This is a genomic window from Helicobacter pylori NCTC 11637 = CCUG 17874 = ATCC 43504 = JCM 12093 (assembly GCF_900478295.1).
In the GTDB taxonomy this organism is placed as follows: Bacteria; Campylobacterota; Campylobacteria; order Campylobacterales; family Helicobacteraceae; genus Helicobacter; species Helicobacter pylori.
Genome location: NZ_LS483488.1, coordinates 1,106,728 through 1,124,564, shown reverse-complemented (window position 1 = coordinate 1,124,564; position 17,837 = coordinate 1,106,728). Strand labels below are relative to the sequence as shown.

The 17,837-nt window shown below is 39.4% G+C and carries 11 protein-coding genes and 4 pseudogenes; 11 read left to right on the top strand and 4 right to left on the bottom strand.

What is annotated here, in order from left to right:
* Positions 1-119: 119 nt before the first annotated feature.
* From babB to DQL14_RS05635, 5 genes and pseudogenes are all read left to right on the top strand, one after another.
* Positions 120-2,242, top strand: a pseudogene (gene babB, locus DQL14_RS05655) (Hop family adhesin BabB).
* Between the two features lie 679 nt (positions 2,243-2,921).
* Positions 2,922-3,299 carry a type II toxin-antitoxin system HP0895 family antitoxin gene (locus DQL14_RS05650; protein WP_108169043.1) on the top strand — a complete coding sequence of 126 codons (378 nt, stop codon included), beginning with the start codon at positions 2,922-2,924 and terminating at the stop codon, positions 3,297-3,299.
* Positions 3,280-3,542 (top strand): annotated as a pseudogene (locus DQL14_RS05645) (HP0894 family type II toxin-antitoxin system mRNA interferase toxin). Before DQL14_RS05650 ends, DQL14_RS05645 begins: the two are co-directional and overlap by 20 nt.
* A 77-nt stretch (positions 3,543-3,619) precedes the next feature.
* Positions 3,620-3,916 (top strand): hypothetical protein, encoded by a 297-nt coding sequence (locus DQL14_RS05640; RefSeq protein WP_108169042.1) that lies wholly within the window; start codon positions 3,620-3,622, stop codon positions 3,914-3,916.
* Positions 3,913-4,179 (top strand): annotated as a pseudogene (locus tag DQL14_RS05635) (HP0892 family type II toxin-antitoxin system mRNA interferase toxin). The gene DQL14_RS05640 and the pseudogene DQL14_RS05635 overlap by 4 nt, the downstream one beginning before the upstream one ends.
* Before the next feature lie 77 nt (positions 4,180-4,256).
* Here the strand turns inward: DQL14_RS05635 and DQL14_RS05630 are convergent.
* Positions 4,257-4,781 (bottom strand): acyl-CoA thioesterase, encoded by a 525-nt coding sequence (locus DQL14_RS05630; protein ID WP_108169041.1) that lies wholly within the window; start codon positions 4,779-4,781, stop codon positions 4,257-4,259.
* Between the two features lie 139 nt (positions 4,782-4,920).
* On the opposite strand from DQL14_RS05630, the gene DQL14_RS05625 reads away from it, so the two are divergent.
* Genes DQL14_RS05625 through DQL14_RS05615 form a run of 3 tightly spaced genes read left to right on the top strand, consistent with a single transcriptional unit; the run spans position 4,921 to position 7,509 of the window.
* The gene (locus DQL14_RS05625) at positions 4,921-5,769 is read left to right on the top strand and encodes an SDR family oxidoreductase (RefSeq protein ID WP_108169040.1); all 849 of its coding nucleotides are present in this window, start codon (positions 4,921-4,923) and stop codon (positions 5,767-5,769) included.
* Positions 5,762-6,742, top strand: coding sequence for a FecCD family ABC transporter permease (locus DQL14_RS05620; protein ID WP_000921461.1), 981 nt, complete (start codon positions 5,762-5,764; stop codon positions 6,740-6,742). The genes DQL14_RS05625 and DQL14_RS05620 overlap by 8 nt, the downstream gene beginning before the upstream one ends.
* Positions 6,742-7,509, top strand: coding sequence for an ABC transporter ATP-binding protein (locus DQL14_RS05615; RefSeq protein WP_000242349.1), 768 nt, complete (start codon positions 6,742-6,744; stop codon positions 7,507-7,509). The genes DQL14_RS05620 and DQL14_RS05615 overlap by 1 nt, the downstream gene beginning before the upstream one ends.
* Positions 7,510-7,580: 71 nt before the next feature.
* Here the strand turns inward: DQL14_RS05615 and vacA are convergent, their stop codons facing one another.
* The 3 genes from vacA to murJ form a co-directional block, all read right to left on the bottom strand.
* Complete coding sequence (gene vacA, locus DQL14_RS05610; protein WP_108169039.1) at positions 7,581-11,453, bottom strand: autotransporter vacuolating cytotoxin VacA; 3,873 nt, start codon at positions 11,451-11,453, stop codon at positions 7,581-7,583.
* Positions 11,454-11,677: 224 nt separating this feature from the next.
* Complete coding sequence (gene cysS / locus DQL14_RS05605) at positions 11,678-13,075, bottom strand: cysteine--tRNA ligase (RefSeq protein WP_108169038.1); 1,398 nt, start codon at positions 13,073-13,075, stop codon at positions 11,678-11,680.
* The gene (gene murJ / locus DQL14_RS05600; RefSeq protein WP_108169037.1) at positions 13,076-14,536 is read right to left on the bottom strand and encodes a murein biosynthesis integral membrane protein MurJ; all 1,461 of its coding nucleotides are present in this window, start codon (positions 14,534-14,536) and stop codon (positions 13,076-13,078) included.
* Between the two features lie 92 nt (positions 14,537-14,628).
* Between murJ and DQL14_RS05595 the strand changes: the two genes are divergently transcribed.
* From DQL14_RS05595 to DQL14_RS08865, 3 genes and pseudogenes are all read left to right on the top strand, one after another.
* Positions 14,629-16,473, top strand: coding sequence for a FapA family protein (locus DQL14_RS05595; protein ID WP_108169036.1), 1,845 nt, complete (start codon positions 14,629-14,631; stop codon positions 16,471-16,473).
* Between the two features lie 25 nt (positions 16,474-16,498).
* The gene (gene ruvA / locus DQL14_RS05590; protein WP_108169035.1) at positions 16,499-17,050 is read left to right on the top strand and encodes a Holliday junction branch migration protein RuvA; all 552 of its coding nucleotides are present in this window, start codon (positions 16,499-16,501) and stop codon (positions 17,048-17,050) included.
* Positions 17,051-17,170: 120 nt separating this feature from the next.
* A pseudogene (locus DQL14_RS08865) lies at positions 17,171-17,499 on the top strand (DUF3519 domain-containing protein).
* The last annotated feature ends 338 nt before the right edge of the window (positions 17,500-17,837 follow it).

The window sequence follows — 17,837 nt, the reverse complement described above, 5'->3', positions numbered from 1 at the left end:
ACGCTTTATGCTATAATACTCCAAATACATTCTAATAGCAAATGCATTCTAATGCAAATGTATTCTAATGTATAAAATCCCTAATACTAATCCAATTTAATCCAAAAAGGAGAAAAAACATGAAAAAAACCCTTTTACTCTCTCTCTCTCTCTCTCGTTTTTGCTCCACGCTGAAGACGACGGCTTTTACACAAGCGTAGGCTATCAGATCGGTGAAGCCGCTCAAATGGTAACAAACACCAAAGGCATCCAACAGCTTTCAGACAATTATGAAAAGCTGAACAATCTTTTGAATAATTACAGCACCCTAAACACCCTTATCAAATTGTCCGCTGATCCGAGTGCGATTAACGACGCAAGGGATAATCTAGGCTCAAGCTCTAGGAATTTGCTTGATGTCAAAACCAACTCACCGGCTTATCAAGCCGTGCTTTTAGCACTGAATGCTGCAGTGGGGTTGTGGCAAGTTACAAGCTACGCTTTTACTGCTTGTGGTCCTGGCAGTAACGAGAGCGCGAATGGAGGTATCCAAACTTTTAATAATGTGCCAGGACAAAATACGACGACCATCACTTGCAATTCGTATTATCAACCAGGACATGGCGGGCCTATATCCACTGCAAACTATGCGAAAATCAATCAAGCCTATCAAATCATCCAAAAGGCTTTGACAGCCAATGGATCTAATGGAGATGGGGTCCCCGTTTTAAGCAACACCACTACAAAACTTGATTTCACTATCAATGGAGACAAAAGAACGGGGGGCAAACCAAATGAACCATTAATATACCCATGGAGCCATGGGAAAGCTATTTCAACCTCGTGGAATGGAGGAACACAAACAAGCACCTCAGAAAGTATCAACACAGAAAATAACGCTCAAGAGTTGTTAAAACAAGCGAGCATCATTATCACTACCTTAAATGAGGCATGCCCAAACTTTCAGAATGGTGGTAGCGGTTATTGGCAAGGGATAAGCGGCAATGGGACAATGTGTGGGATGTTTAAGAATGAAATCAGCGCGATCCAAGGCATGATCGCTAACGCTCAAGAAGCTGTCGCGCAAAGTAAAATCGTTAGTGAAAACGCGCAAAATCAAAACAACTTGGATACTGGAAAGCCATTCAACCCTTACACGGACGCTAGCTTTGCGCAAAGCATGCTCAAAAACGCTCAAGCCCAAGCAGAGATTTTAAACCAAGCCGAACAAGTGGTGAAAAACTTTGAAAAAATCCCTAAAAATTTTGTATCAGACTCTTTAGGGGTGTGTTATGAAGTGCAAGGGGGTGAGCGTAGGGGCACCAATCCAGGTCAGGTAACTTCTAACACTTGGGGGGCCGGTTGTGCGTATGTGCAAGAAACCATAACGAATTTAACCAACAGCATCGCTCATTTTGGCACTCAAGAGCAGCAGATACAGCAAGCCGAAAACATCGCTGACACTTTGGTGAATTTCAGATCTAGATACAGCGAATTGGGCAACACCTATAACAGCATCACTACTGCGCTCTCCAAAGTCCCTAACGGCTCAAGCTTGCAAAACGTGGTGGGAAAAAAGAATAACCCCTATAGCCCGCAAGGCATAGAAACCAATTACTACTTGAATCAAAATTCTTACAACCAAATCCAAACCATCAACCAAGAATTAGGGCGTAATCCCTTTAGGAAAGTGGGCATCGTCGGTTCTCAAACCAACAATGGTGCCATGAATGGGATCGGTATTCAAGTGGGTTACAAGCAATTCTTTGGGCAAAAAAGAAAATGGGGCGCTAGGTATTACGGCTTTTTTGATTACAACCATGCGTTCATCAAATCCAGCTTCTTCAACTCGGCTTCTGACGTGTGGACTTATGGTTTTGGAGCGGACGCTCTCTATAATTTCATCAACGATAAAGCCACCAATTTCTTAGGCAAGAACAACAAGCTTTCCGTGGGGCTTTTTGGCGGGATTGCGTTAGCGGGCACTTCATGGCTTAATTCTGAATACGTGAATTTAGCCACCGTGAATAATGTCTATAACGCTAAAATGAACGTGGCGAACTTCCAATTCTTATTCAACATGGGAGTGAGGATGAATTTAGCCAGATCCAAGAAAAAAGGCAGCGATCATGCGGCTCAGCATGGGATTGAGTTAGGCGTGAAAATCCCCACCATCAACACCAATTACTATTCCTTTATGGGAGCTGAACTCAAATACAGAAGGCTTTATAGCGTGTATTTGAATTATGTGTTCGCTTACTAGAAGCTAAAAACCCTTTGTGAAACTCCCTTTTTAAGGGGTTTCTTTTAAACTCTTTTTTTGGGGGGTTTCTTTTGAAGCCTTTGTTTTTGAATTCTCTTTGTTTTTGAACCCTCTTTCTTTTTGGGGGATTTTAATGAAAAATCTTTTTTCTTTTGAACCCCCTCTCTTAAATCCTCTTTTTTTTAGGGGGTTTCTTGTTTTGAACCCTTTGTTTTAGGGGGCTTCTTATTGAGAGATTTCTTTTCTTAAACTCTCTTTTCTTAAACACTTTGTTTTTTTGGGGTGGTTTGATGAAAAATCTTTTTTAGTATTTTTTATAACCAATGATAAAAGAGCTTGCCAAAAGCAAGCGATAGTTTTAAAAATGAAAAAATCCTTTTTAGCGTTTTTAGTGATTATTTAGTGGAAAACTTGATACTAATTTAAGCGATAGTTTTTAAAAAGTGCTTTTTTTGGGGGGTTTAATCTTTTTCACTGATTTTTCATTGATTTCTCCCTCCGCTTTTAATCTTTAAGTTTTTAATCTTTAAGTTTTTAATCTTTAAGTTTTTAATCTTTAAGTTTTTCACTGATTTTTCATCTGCTTTTTTAATCTTTGAGTTTTTATTTTTCTAACCTTTTTAATCCCACTCTATCGCTTGCGCTATAATGAGCTGGTATTTTTAAAAAAGGAATAAGCATGCCTAACACCACCGCCAAAAAAGACTACACAAAATACAGCGAAAAACAGCTTTTTAATTTAATCCATCAATTAGAGCGAAAAATCAAAAAGATGCAAAATGATAGAGTTTCTTTTAAAGAAAAAATGGCTAAAGAATTGGAAAAAAGGGATCAAAACTTTAAGGATAAAATAGACGCATTAAATGGACTCTTGCAAAAAATCAGCCAAGCTTTTGATGATAAAAGAGATTGCTGTTTGGGGCGCAAGATCCCAAACATTCAAACGCAACAAGCCATGAGAGATGCGCTCAACAAAGAAACCGATTTGATTGTTGAGGATTTTTCTAGTTATAGCGATGAAAGAAAAAGAGCGTTAGGTGTTAAAACTCAACCTTAAAAAATCTTTTCAAAAAGATTTTGATAAATTACTTTTGAATGGGTTTGATGATAGCGTTTTGAATGAAGTCATTCTAAGAAAGAAAGAACCACTACCCCCACAATTTCAAGATCATGCCTTAAAGGGAAAGTGGAAACCTTTTAGGGAATGCCATATTAAAGCCGACATTTTGCTTGTTTATTTAGTGGAAGATGATGAACTTGTTTTTTGTTAAGGTTAGGCAGTCATAGCGAGTTGTTTTAACCCACCCAAACCCCTTAAACGCTTAAACCAAATCGCTTGCGCTATAATGAGCTGGTATTTTTAAAAAAGGAATAAGCATGCCTAACACCACCGCAGAAAAAGACTACACCCAATACAGCGAAAAACAGCTTTTTAATTTTTTAAATTCTATCAAGACCAAACAAAAAAGAGCGTTAGAAAAATTGAAAGAAATCCAAGCTCAAAAACAAAGAATCAAAAAAGCACTCCATTTAACCGAAAACGGATACATCATAGAAGAAGAGCGAGAAATCTTAGCAAGGGCTAAAGATACAAAAAACCACCTTTGTTTTAAAAGCGTAGAGGATTTTAAAAAACATTGTGAAAATTTAAGATTTAAAAATGCTGATGATTGAAACCAGTAAAAAAATTTGATAAGGATCTTAAAATTCTTGTTAAAAACGGGTTTGATTTAAAGCTTTTGTATAAAGTGGTTGAAAATTTAGCCAAAGAGCAACCCCTAGCTCCCAAATACAAAGACCATCCGCTCAAAGGCACTTTATAAAAGATTTTAGGGAATGCCACTTAAAAACCGGATTTATTGCTTGTCTATCAAATTAAAAAACAAGAAAACACCCTCTTTTTAGTAAGGTTAGGCAGCCATAGCACGCTGTTTTAAACCAACCGCTCAACCAACTATCCCCCTTTTTTAGGGGTAAAATTTAGGGTTAAAACACCGCTTACGCTTTTTTCGCTTCACACACCCTCGTGTTTCCCGCTTTTCAAATACCCTCGTGTGCGCATTTCCTTGCGCTTCAAAGCCCCTTCATAACGGCGGATTTCAACCTCTGTTTTAGGCTCGTATTTAGGCATGGGGGTGGGTCTGCCATTTTCCACAGCCACCATCGTGAAATAACATGAATTGGTGTGCGTGATTTCACGAGTCTTAATGTCTTCGCTCAAAACCTTAATCCCCACTTCGCACGAGGTGTTGCCCACATAATTGATGCTGGCTAAAAAAGTGAGCAAATTCCCTACAGGAATAGGGTATTTAAAAGTAACCCCATCCACGCTTAAAGTGACCGTTCCTTTAGCGCAATAACGAGTTGAGCACACATAAGCCACTTTATCCAATAAATTCAATAATTCCCCCCCATGCATGACATTGTTGAAATTAGCGGTTGTAGGCACGACTAAATAGCTCATCAATAATTTAGTGCGATCCGCTGTGTCTATAGTGAAATCAAAATGATTGGAATGCGATGATTGTATTTGAGGCATTGCTTCTCCTTAATTAAAATTGGTGTTAAAAATGTTTTTTGTAAAAAACATTCCAAGAACTATATATTAGTAAAAATTAAGTAATATTGAGTGAATATTAGAGGAATTTTAAAAATAATAAGAGGGTTAGCGTTAGATAATGGGCGAGAAAAAAGAAAGCCAAAAGGTGGCGGTTATCACTGGGGCGAGTTCTGGGATTGGGTTAGAGTGCGCGTTAATGTTGTTAGATCAAGGGTATAAAGTCTATGCGCTCTCTAGGCATGCGACTTTGTGCGTGGCGTTAAACCATGCGTTATGCGAGAGCATTGATATTGATGTGAGCGATTCTAACGCTTTGAAAGAAGCGTTTTTAAACATTAGCACTAAAGAAGATCATTGCGATGTTTTGATCAATTCTGCTGGTTATGGGGTGTTTGGGAGCGTAGAAGACACGCCTATTGAAGAGGTTAAAAAGCAATTTAGCGTGAATTTTTTCGCCCTTTGTGAAGTGGTGCAGTTTTGTTTGCCCTTATTAAAAAACAAGCCCTACTCTAAGATTTTCAATCTTTCTTCCATAGCAGGGCGTGTGAGCATGCTCTTTTTAGGCCATTACAGCGCGAGTAAGCATGCCTTAGAGGCCTATAGCGATGCCTTGCGTTTAGAGCTTAAACCCTTTAACATTCAAGTGTGTTTGATTGAGCCAGGCCCGGTGAAAAGCAACTGGGAAAAAACCGCTTTTTCAGTTGAGAATTTTGAGAACGAAAACGGCCTTTATGCCTTAGAGATGGATGCGGCTAAAACTTTTTACGCGAGCGTGTATCAAAAAGCCCTAAGCGCTAAAGCCGTGGCGCAAAAAATCGTTTTTCTTAGTATGAGTCACAAAATCAAGGCCCGCTATTTGATCGGCTTAAAAACCCAATTGTTGTTAGCGTTGTATCAAATCCTCCCGAGTAGTTGGTATGATTCTTTGTTCAGATTAATCGTTCTTAAAAGGAAGCGTGATGCTTAAAACCTATCATATCGCCTTAGCTTGCGTGATTTTAGCGGTGGTGGTGCTGTTGTTTGGGGGGGAGTCCTTGAGTTTGGAAGAATGGCAAGAAGTGTGCCTTAACGTGAAAAACCACTTTTTACACAATGAAGAACTGAGCTCTTTAAGTGTTATTATTTTAGAAATACGACTACCACGAGTGATCTTAGCGCTCCTAGTGGGGGCGAGTTTGTCCGGGAGTGGGGTGGTGATGCAAACGATTTTTAGAAACCCCTTAGTGGATCCTTTTTTACTAGGGATTTCTAGCGGGGCGATGCTAGGCGTGGCGATGGCGATAGCGGTAGTGGAGTCTAATATTGCGATTTTAGCGTTTTTTGGGGCGATTTTAGCCAGCCTTGCTGTTTTGGCGATGAATAGGGTTTTAGGCAATTCCGTCCTTTCGTTGGTGCTTTCAGGGGTGGTGTTGAGCGCGTTTTTAAGTGCACTTGCCGGAGCGATAAAATTCTTTGTGATCCCCCAAAAAGCGCAAGCGATTGTCGTGTGGCTTTTAGGGAGCTTGTCTTTAAGCAGTTATAAGGATTGCTTGATCGCTTTCATAGGGCTATCTTTGGGCTTTATCCCGCTTTTTTTGTTAAGGTGGCGCATTAATTTATTGAGCTTGAGCGATGCACAAAGTTTGAGTTTGGGGATTAACCCGGTGTTATTGCGATCGCTTTGTTTGGTGTGCGTGAGCGTGGCGAGCGCTTTAGCGGTGAGCGTGTCTGGCACGATTGGCTGGATTGGGTTAGTCATTCCGCATGTGGCTAGGTTGTTTTTTGGGGCGAATTTACAAAAACTGCTTTTAAGCTCTTTGTTAATGGGGGCGTTTTTCTTGCTTTTAGCGGATGTGGTGGCTAAAACCATTACCCCCTATGATTTACCGGTAGGCATTGCGACAAGCGTTTTAGGAGCGCCTTTCTTCTTGTGGCTTTTGTTTAGAACTAGGGGGGTGTGATGGTCTTAGAAGTTAAAAACCTGTCCTTTAAATATTCTCAAAAACTCATTTTAGACAAATTGAGTTTTAGCGTGCCAAAAAACAGCATCACCAGCATTTTAGCGCCTAATGGCTCGGGTAAAACCACGCTTTTAAAATGCCTTTTAGGGCTTTTAAAGCCTTTAGAAGAAACCGAAATTAAAGCGTGTAACAAAGATATTTTACCCTTAAAGCCTTATGAAAAAGCCAAACTAATCGCTTATATCCCCCAAGTGGAATATTATGCGTTTAATTTCAGCGTGTTGGATTTTGTCTTAATGGGGAAAGCGACGCATTTGAATCTATTCGCTATGCCTAAAGCCAAGCACATTAAAGAAGCCACTAGCGTTTTAGAGCGCTTGGATTTAGAATCCTTAAAAGATCAAGGCATTAACGATTTGTCCGGCGGTCAAAGGCAAATGGTGCTTTTAGCCAGAAGCTTGTTGCAAAGAACGCCTTTATTGTTATTAGATGAGCCTACGAGCGCGTTAGATTTAAAAAACCAAGCCCTTTTTTTTGATGCGATTAAAGATGAGATGAAAAAACGAGAATTGAGCGTTTTAGTCAATATCCATGACCCGAATTTGGTTGCTAGGCACTCCACGCATGTGGTCATGCTCAAAGATAAAAAACTTTTTTTACAAGCTTCCACGCCAATCGCTATGACTTCACACAATTTAAGCGCGCTCTATGACACGCCCTTAGAAGCGATCTGGCATGACAACAAGCTTGTCGTGTATGCGTTGTAGGGGTTAATGTTTTGTAAGATTTCAAACCCATGCTTTGAGCATGGGTTTAAGAGCGGTATTAAGAGCGGTATTTAGAAACTATACCTCATTCCTAAATTGGAAGCGAAATGGCCTATATTGGAAATCAAATTGTGCAAATAAACAAAGCCCAAATTCAAAAACACTTCTTTAGCTAATTGCAATTCCCCACCCATCATCACTCTGGCATGGGTATTTAAAGGGTTGCGAGCGGCATTCACTTTAAAGGTGTTTAAAGACACCGCATTGCTAGAACCAAAGTTAGCAAATTCTTGTAAAACTCCAGCGTTCATATAGAAGTATGAAGTGTCTCCATAATAATAGCGCGCTTCCACATTAGCGCTAGCGTTGAATAGATGCTGACTGCTAGAGCCATTACTCAAAGCCACTTTATTAGTGCTGTTGCTTTTAAAGTTGGTTGAACCTAAATGGTTATAGCTCACGCCCACGCTTGGTTTTAACACTAAAGCGTTCTTAAAAAACGCAAAGTCATAACCATAGCTCGCTCTTGTTGCAGCGCTATAGGCTAAGTAATTATAGCTTTGATTCAAATCTTGCAATAAAGCACTTTTGAAATTCAAGCTTGATTGATCACTCCCTAGCGCCCCTTGAGCTTCAAAGTCAAATTCGTGCTGATTAGCAAAGATACGGCTATACACGCCAAAATTAGTGTTATTGGCCCCAGAGTTAAGAGAGTTCGCACGATTACTAAAAGAACTATAACCATAGCTTCCAAAACCGCCCACAATAGCTTCCACTTGCCCGTTAAGGTAAGCATCTACGCCCGCACTTGTGCCATACAATGAAGCGTTAGAACCATTATTCAAGCTCGCTCCCCCAATAGCGTTAGCCCAAACATTGGTAGGTTTTTCATATTTAGGGGCAAATTGATACAACACTTCCGCCGCGCTTTCTAAAGAAGCGAATCTTTGATCTTTTAAAGCTTGTAAGCGCTTAGCGAACGAGTCAATATTGTTGGTGTGCTTCCTGGAGAGATTGACTAAACGAGAATTTAAAATCATCGCATTGCTCAAGCTCAAGGTTTGTAAGCTGCTGGTTTTATGCTCTAAACTGGCTATGTTGTTTAAAGTGGTAGTGGCCGCATTCAATTGCTTGGTGATTTCACCGGTGCTTGTGTTATCAATCATTTGTCTAGCGTAACCCGCATCATGGCTATCAATCAATAAGGTTTGCAAGAGATCCCTACCTTTTGCACCTGAATGAGTATAAAGCGTGTCAATATCTTTAGAGCGGTTAGCCAATTCAAACACGCTCTCAATAGTGCCAAAATCATGCTGATTGATAGCGACTAAATTAGGAGTGGCGCTGTGAGCGAAAGGAGCGTTCTTCACGAGAGCGTAGTTAGCAGAACGCGCATTATTAGTGGTGTTTGTGGGTAAGTTGGTGGTATTGCCACCATTCTCAGTAGGCGTAGAATTGCCTAAATAATACACCGAAATTTTAGAGCCGTTAGCCGTTTTACTGATGCCTATATTTTTCCATGCTTTACCGATAAGATACTTGTAATTGTCAGGGTTGTTCACCATGCTTTGATTGCCGATAGCCATACCGCATGCTTTAATGTCATCAGTATTTCGCACCACACAAGTATCCATGCGGTTATTGTTGTTATAAAGGGCTAGGCGCTCTTTGAATTGCTCTTCTAGATTAACATTACTAATGCCATTGGTACCTGTAGAAACATTACCATAACCAATGATTTTCGCTTTCAATAAAACATGCTCTGTATTTTTAATGAGATCTTGAGCGCTGTTAATCTTGATGAGCGGTTTGTAAAATCCGGTCGCGCTGTCTATATCATTATTAAACATCATAGCTGCTGCATTGCCTACATTTAAGGTTGCCACTTTCCCGCCTCGGACCAGATAGTTGATAGTGCCTTGATTGTTGATAAAATCCCCCTGAATGGTTAAATTTGAAAATTGACTATAGTCCATGACCGCATTTTGACCCAGGGTTAGATTATTAAACATGAGTTTTGATGTGCCCCAAGGGTTTTCTGGGGTTGAAGAAGCGAATTTTCTGGTGATTTCAACATTTTTAATATTCCTAGCGTCAAAATAATTCCAAGGGCTATAGTAAAACTCATCTATAACCAATTTTTCGCCGCTTTTAAATTTGACACCCCCAGAAAAGATTGACCTAGTGCCAGTTTCTAAACGCACGGTGTTGATGCGCGATTGACTGCCTATATCTTCGCTAAAATGAGTGTATTCCCCCACACTCACCCCATTGGTCTTAACCAACAATTCATTAATGTTGAAGTTTTTAATGGCCACATTAGTGGAAGCTGTGATGAGCTTGTTGATATTGACTTTGTCTGTAACGCCACTAAAATCCAAGGTGTTGAAACCACCATTACCCGTATCAATACCTTTAAAATTAGCTGTATGAGCATCCACTTTTAAATTCACAAATCTTCCCAAACTAATATCGTTATTAAAAGTGGCTGTGCCGTTTTTGGTATCCGTGCCAGCCTTAAACTCAAAATTCGCGTTTGATCCTGCAAGAGCATAACCACCCACTTGGTTATTCACTCTTAAAGGCCCATCAACGGTGATATTCCCGGTTAGATTTTCCACCAATAAAGAACGCCCGCTCGCTTGATTGGACAGATTGATACCGCCTTTGCCGATATGCAAATGAGCCGCATTGGTGGTAAGAGAAGCTTTATACCCTCCCACTCTAATCGTGCCATCAGCGTTAGTGTTGATGCGGTTGATATTGACCACCGTGTCTTTGCCGCCAGCAAAAGGCCCATTAATGACTTGCGTGGGTTGAATTTCTGTTTTTTGCGCGCTGTTGGGTGGGTTAATGACCTGAGTGTTATTATTGTTTTGAGCGCTGTTTTGTTGGTTGTTGTTAGCATTATTTTGCGTGGTGTTACTAGGTTTATCCTTAGGTTTATCCTTATAACCGCCTTCTGGAGGGGCGATAATGTTTAGCCCCGCGCTTTGCCACAAATCCAATGTGCCAATATGAGTCTTGTTACTAGCGATAATGCCTGCTTGAGCAGCGTTGTGATCGCCCACAGTGAGATGGTTAAAATTCACTTCCCCTGTCACTTTTGAAGTGTTTATCGTGCTGTATGAAGGGGCCAGATACGCTCCCACGTATTGCAAACGGCCCATCCACACATTACCCATTAATTTAACACTGCTTGAAGCCAAATTGAGCGTGGCACCATCATAAAGAGAAATTTCAGCGTTTTTACTGCTAGTGATCCCTTCTGAAGCTTGCAAAGTTAAAACCGTAGAGCTGGCTTTCCTCCCGGCTCCAGAACCCACACGATTATTGATTTCTAAAAAATTATCAATTAAGATATTTTTAGCGTTGAAATCCACTCTCGTGGTGCGATCAGCACTATCCTTATAGCTTGTGAAAGAATTGCCATTGAATTGGCCCAAGCGCAAAGTGGCTTTTTGCATATTGACATCTAAATCCCCACCAGTAAAGTTGATAAGGCCTGAAAGTTTATAAGTCCCTACAGCGTCTTTCATATCCACTTCAAGCTTGTTCCATTGCCCGCCTTTGACCCAATAATGCCTAGCGGCATTCCCCCAATCCCAGCCTCCATCAATCTTACTGGATAAAAGGGATTTGTATAAGTCGTATTCCTTGTGAGGAAAATTATTGAAGCCTCTTCCTGCTTGAATGCGCCAAACTTTATCGGGTTTATCTGGGGTTTTATTGGCTTCTTCGGCTTGTTTGAGCCCCCAGCTAAGAAGCCCTGAGACCGTTCCTACAGCAGCGCCTGTAGCGATCCCCCCAACAATGGCTGGAATGATCACGGTTGTGAAAAAGGCGGCATGACTTTGTTGCGGTGTGATGCTGACTAACGCTCCTACTAAAGCAAGAGAAACCAGAGGGCGATTGATTTTGCGGTGTGTTTGTTGTATTTCCATTTTTTTCCTTTCTTCTTGTAAAACGATTTTTGCACAAAGGGTGCGACTTTAGACTAGAAAATTTCTGTTGCATTTACGATTAAGGCTATAAATATATAGTATCTACAACCAATATTCAATTTTTATCAAATTAAAGTAAATGAACATAAAACTCAACAAGATTTAAAAAGCAAAAATGTTGAAAATTGTTGCTAGAATGTGTAAAAAGGTAAAATTGGAGGCGTTTAAAAAAGCTTCTCCCAAATCGTGCCTTGTGGGGTGTCCATCAAAGCGATTTTTTGTTTCAAAAGCTCTTCTCTGATGTTATCGGCTTTTAAAAAATCTTTTCGCGCTTTGGCGTGTTTTCTTTCTTCTATCTTGTTTTCAATTTCTTGTTTTTCGCTTTCACTCACGCCTAATTGGAAATACGCGCTAGGGTCTTTAAACCCGATGCCAAGCAGTTCTTCTATGAATTTCAAATTCGCTAAAATTTCGCCCTTCAAAGCCTTGTTTTTGGGGTTTTGATCCAGTTTTTCATTAGTGGAAGAAAGCATGCTTTCTAAAACGCTCAACGCTTTAGAAACGTTTAAATCATCTTGCATGCATTCTAAAATTTCTTTTTTAAAGTTTGGATTTATTCCTCCAAGAGTCCCTAAAACGCGCTGTTTTAAGCGATAGATTTTATCCAAGCGTTTTTTACTCACTAACAAGTCTTCTTCATTGAAATTCAAAACAGAGCGATAATGCACCCCTAGTAAGTAATTACGCAAAATTTCGCCATCATAGTTTTTCAAGGCGTCTTTAACAAAAAAGCTATTCCCTAAACTTTTAGACATTTTTTCATTATTGATATTCACAAAGCCATTATGCATCCAATATTTGGCAAGCTCCACGCCAAAGGCGCAACGGGTTTGGCACGCTTCATTTTCATGGTGGGGGAATAACAAATCCGCTCCGCCTGCATGAATATCAATTTGATAGGGGGTGTTAGTGAGCGCTAAAGTTTCAAAAACCATGCTAGAGCATTCTATATGCCAGCCAGGGCGCCCCTTACCTAAAGGGCTATCAAAGCCCACATCATTATCCCCCTTATAGCTTTTCCATAACACAAAATCCTGATCAAGCCGTTTTTCTTGCACCAAACCAATACGGCCAAATTCAATACTGCTATTATGCATGCTCAAAGAGCCGTAATCTTTATCCTTGCTCGTGTCTAAATAAATATCCCCATTAGAGACCTGATAAGCGATATTTTTTTCTAAAAGCGTTTCAATCATGCGCACCATAGCGTCTAAATACTCGCTCGCTTTAGGCTCTAGGCTGGGTTTTTTCACGTTCAAAGCGTTCAGATCCCTTGTGTAAGATTCAATATAAATACTGCTTAATTCTTGAATGCTTTTGTTTTCTTTTAAGGCTTTGTTGATGATTTTATCGTCAATATCGGTGAAATTCCTTACTAGCACCACTTCATAGCCGCTCAATTCAAGCGTGCGCCTTAACAAATCAAAAGCAATCGCGCTCCTGGCATGCCCTAAATGAGCGTCATCATACACCGTAGGCCCGCACACATAAACATTCGCCTTTTTTTCAACTAAAGACTCAAAAGGGACTTTTTGTTTTAATTTGGTATCATAAATAAACATTTAAAAACCTTGAAAATAATAAAATAAATATAAATGTGTAACCCACGATTTGAACGCTAAGAGTAATAAGATTTCCACGCAAGCGAGGAAAAGGATTACAAGCCATGATTTTAAATTCTTGATTATACCCAAGAATGGTTGAAAGCCAAACGCTTTTATCGTTAAAACAAATAAAAATAACCCGCTCAAGCTATTCGCTAACGCTAAACCCAAAACCCCTAACAAAGGCATTAAACTCAAAGAAGCCGCTAAACCTAAAAAAAGCGAAATTAAAGAGATTTTAGCCGCTTTTTTTTGTTCTAATTTCGCATAAAGCCATAAAGAAAAGAGTTTGGTTAGCCCAAAAGGGAGCAAACCTAAAAGATAGAGCGAAAAGACTTGCGAAGTGATTAGGGTGTCTTTAGGGCTAAATTGCCCCCTTTCAAATAAAAGCTCGGTGATTTCTTTGCTTAACATTATCCCCCCAATGCTGCAAAGAAGCAAAATCCCCACCAAAAAAAACCACGCCTTTTGCAAGCGTTGTAAGATCAAATCCTGCTGATTGTTTTTAATGGCGATCGCAATGCTAGGGAAAAGGGCTGTGGATATGGCTATGGCAAATAAAGCTAAAGGGAGCTGGAAGACTCTATTAGCGTAATACAAATAGGACACACTCCCGCTCGCTAAAAAAGAGGCGATCGTGGTGTCTAAAAAAGAAGCGATCTGAGTGCTAGAATTGCCTAAAACGCTGGGGAGGAATTGCTTAAAAAACCCCTTCAAATCCCTTTTAACCCTTTTAGAGCGGTATTTTTTTTTGGCGGCGTTTTTGGTCTTAAAGCTCAAAAATCCTTTAAATAATAAATTCAATAAGCCCAATTTCACTAAAGGGTAAAAGTGCAATAAAATTTGAGCCACACCTCCTAAAAGCACGCCATAGCTCAAATAATACAACGCTTCTAAATGCGTTTTTTCTTTGGAAATGAAAAGGGCTAAAATCATGCATACATTGAGCAAGCTTGCGCTATAAGCGCTGGCAAAAAAGCTGTGTTTGTATTGTAAAAGCGCGCCTAAAAAAGTGGTAATAAACACCAATAAAAGATACCAAAAATTGATCGCTACAATAGGGGCGCATAGTTTGAGCGTTTCTCCATCAAAGCCGTAAGCTAGGAGTTTGGTGAGCCATAAGGGATTTAATGCCACCAATAAGCACCATACCAGTAAAACGCCACAAAAAATAAGCCCCACCAAACTCGCAAAGCTCCCTTTAATGGAACTCCGTATGAAGCTTGGTAAAAAGCTTTGTGAAAAAGAGCCCTCCGCAAAAATACGCCTGAATAAATTAGGCAATTTGAAAGCCACAAAGAAAATATCGCTATACACCCCAGCCCCTAGAATATTGGCCATCATCAAATCCCGTAAAAAGCCAAAAATCCTAGAGCATAAAATCCCTAAGCTGTTGGTTAAAAATATTTTTTTTAGCATACTAGTTGTATTTATTACCTAATTTTCAGTGTTTTTTTGTTAGCATATTCCTTTTTTCAAATTCTTATATTATACCATTTAAGGATTAAAAAATGAGCTTGGAGCATTTTGCCCCTATAAAAGTTGAGCGGTGCAAAGACATTCAAAAAGAATTAAAAAAAGCGGCTGCTGAAAATAAATTACAAACAGAAGATCTATGGTTTGAGATTTTAAAAACTTCTATTTTTATCAAAAACAGCGCTAAAGACGATTTTAGCGAGGCTTTTGGTGGGGAATTGCAGCAATTAGAAGAAGATGAATACTATGAAAAAAAAGAGCTAACCCTTTATCAAACCCACGACATTAAAATCAAATCAAACGCTTATAAGCGCTTTTTTGAAGTGGAAGTGGATGAAAATTTAAGCAAAATAGAAATCATTCTAGATGAGTGTTTTATTGTTCTAGACACTGAAGAGCATTACCAAGAAATGTTTGCGTATATTAAAGAGTGTTTAGCCTTTCAAGGCGTGGTGTTTCGCCACCTTTCACAAATGTATGAAAATTTAAAAACAGAATTGAGAAAATATCAAAAAGAAGCCCAAAACAAGCGCTTTGTTTTATACGCTTCTTCAACCTTTATCCCTAATACAGAAGAACAATCCCATTTTTTATTAGAAGAAGAATACCTTCCAGTGCATATTATTCCCTTAAGCGATCAAGAAGAATCGTTTGTTAAAGAAAATGATTATATCGCTAAAGAAAATCAAAAAATCGCTTGCGTGAATTACCCCAAACAAGGCAGAGACGGCCGTAACCTTAAAGGCCTTTATATTGAATTGCCTAAAGTTGCTAATTCGCCCACCCCCATAGGGCATGACAAAAACGCTTTTGAAGAGAGAGAAGAAAATAACGCCTTAGTGTATTACTCCAAAGCCTTACAAGGGGTTAAAATGGAAAAAGGGCGTTTGGTTTCTAAGCAAAATTTTATTTTCAAAAACGGGATCAAATCCATTGAAACGCCTAATCTTTTAGGGGGAGTGGAGAGCGGGTTAGTTTTAGAGATTCAAGCTAAAGACGAGTTGAGCGATGCGATTGATTCTAACCTCATTTTAGAAGCGAGCGCGATTAACATTAAGGGCAATGTGGGCAAGAATGTGATCTTAGTGGCTAAAGAAATTACTATAGAGGGGCAAATCCACCCTGAAAGCTATGTCTATGCCAATAAAGCGTGCATCACTAACCATAAGGGCGTGTGCTACGCTAAAGAGTTTGAGTGCAAGTATTTAGAGCGCGCTAAAGTGTATGCCAATAGCGTTAAAGTGGAAGCGAGCGCAGGGAGCGTGGTCTATGCGAAAGAAATCGCTTTAGAAAAGCTCAAAAGCGACAACAAGCTGTATTTTTCCAAGCAATGTTGGATTGATGAGGTGGATGGTAATGGCAACCGCTTTATTTTTTACGCTTTTGGGGGGCGAGAAAACCAAGAAGAATTGAAAGCCGCTAAACAAAAACTCAATGCATTAGGGTTAAAATCCAAAAAAATCATCGCTCAGCACCAGTCCTTAAACCATTTAGTCAAAAACCATCAAGCCATCATGGAAAAGCTTAAAAACGCCACCGAAGAAATCAAACGCTCTTTAATGCAACAAGAAAGCGTGAAAGACGCTTATAGCGAGTTTGTGTTTGCTTTAAAGCGTTTGAAAATCTTAAAAGCCCAAATGTTAGAATTGCAAAAAATCAATAACGAATGCTACGCTAAACTCATCAGCATAGAAAACAGCTTCCAGCATGCAAGCATTACGACTAAAAACCCTTTCAAGCAAGAAAATATCGTGATTTACCATCGCAATTACCCTAAAGTGAGCAATTCAACCGCCATGTTAAGCCACAATGAAAGCGTGGATGTGATCTATGAAGATCATAAAATCAAAAAAATCCCTAAAAGCGCTATAAAAGGCTAAAGCAAGAGATAAAAAAGGGATAAAAATGATAGTGGGTTTGATAGGGGTTGTGGAAAAAATCTCCGCTTTAGAAGCACATATAGAAGTGCAAGGGGTTGTTTATGGGGTGCAAGTTTCTATGCGCACTTCTGCTTTGCTTCAAGCGGGCCAAAAAGCGCGTTTGAAAATCTTGCAAGTGATCAAAGAAGATGCGCATCTTTTATACGGATTTTTAGAAGAGAGTGAAAAAATCCTCTTTGAAAGGCTTTTAAAAATCAATGGGGTAGGGGGGCGTATCGCTTTAGCCATTCTTTCAAGCTTTTCGCCGAACGAATTTGAAAGCATTATCGCCACTAAAGAAGTCAAAAGACTCCAGCAAGTCCCAGGCATTGGCAAAAAGCTCGCTGATAAGATCATGGTGGATTTGATTGGCTTTTTCATTCAAGATGAAAATAAGCCCGCACGCAATGAAGTCTTTTTAGCCCTAGAGAGTTTGGGCTTTAAAAGCGCTGAAATCAACCAAGTCTTAAAAACCCTAAAACCCAATCTCAGCATAGAAGCAGCGATTAAAGAAGCCTTACAACAACTGCGTTCTTAAAAAAGGTTTTTAGTTTAGTGCGCATAATAGAGCGTAGGATAGCCTAATAAGATAAAGTAGGGAGCGAATGAAACAGAAGCCAAAGATTACGCCATAAGCGTGATTAAAACGATACCGGAAGTGATTGACAAAGGCGTTAAGGTTGAACAAAATGGCAGAGTAGCTATTGAATACCAAAATATAAGAGTAGGTTAAAGGATAATTGGAAAGGAGAAAAATCACCTAATCATTGGATTATAACAAGATATGAGAAGACAGAGAGTAGCGGAAATTTATACGCTCATCCACTAATAACAATGAGTGAGACTCTACCCTTAAACTCCATTGAAAATAACAATACACAAAAACCGCTAACAAGTCAAGAAGTTTTATTAAAATAACAAGAAAATTTAAACGAAAGAACACCAGAGCCTACAAATTTAAGCCCATTAGCACAAATGCGAGCATAAAAGCACGAGCTAATGCTAAAAACAATGCAAAAAAATGCGTAAAACGAAATGATAAGGATAAATCTATAAAAAACACTAGCAAAATCTCAAAAATAGCGATTAAACACCAGTTATGAGCTGAGTGCTAGACATATTTGATAAAGCTAATGTGTTTTGAAACTTTAACATAAAAAATTAAACACAAGGAGTGAGAAATGAAAAGGATTAAAAAGCCTCACCTTGATTATACACAAGCCCTTGCGTCTTATGTGTCAGGGTCTCTTGGCACACTTAAAGTGTTTTTAGTGTGGGTTAGAAAATTATTCTCTAACCCATACTTTAATAATCACACAAAAAGA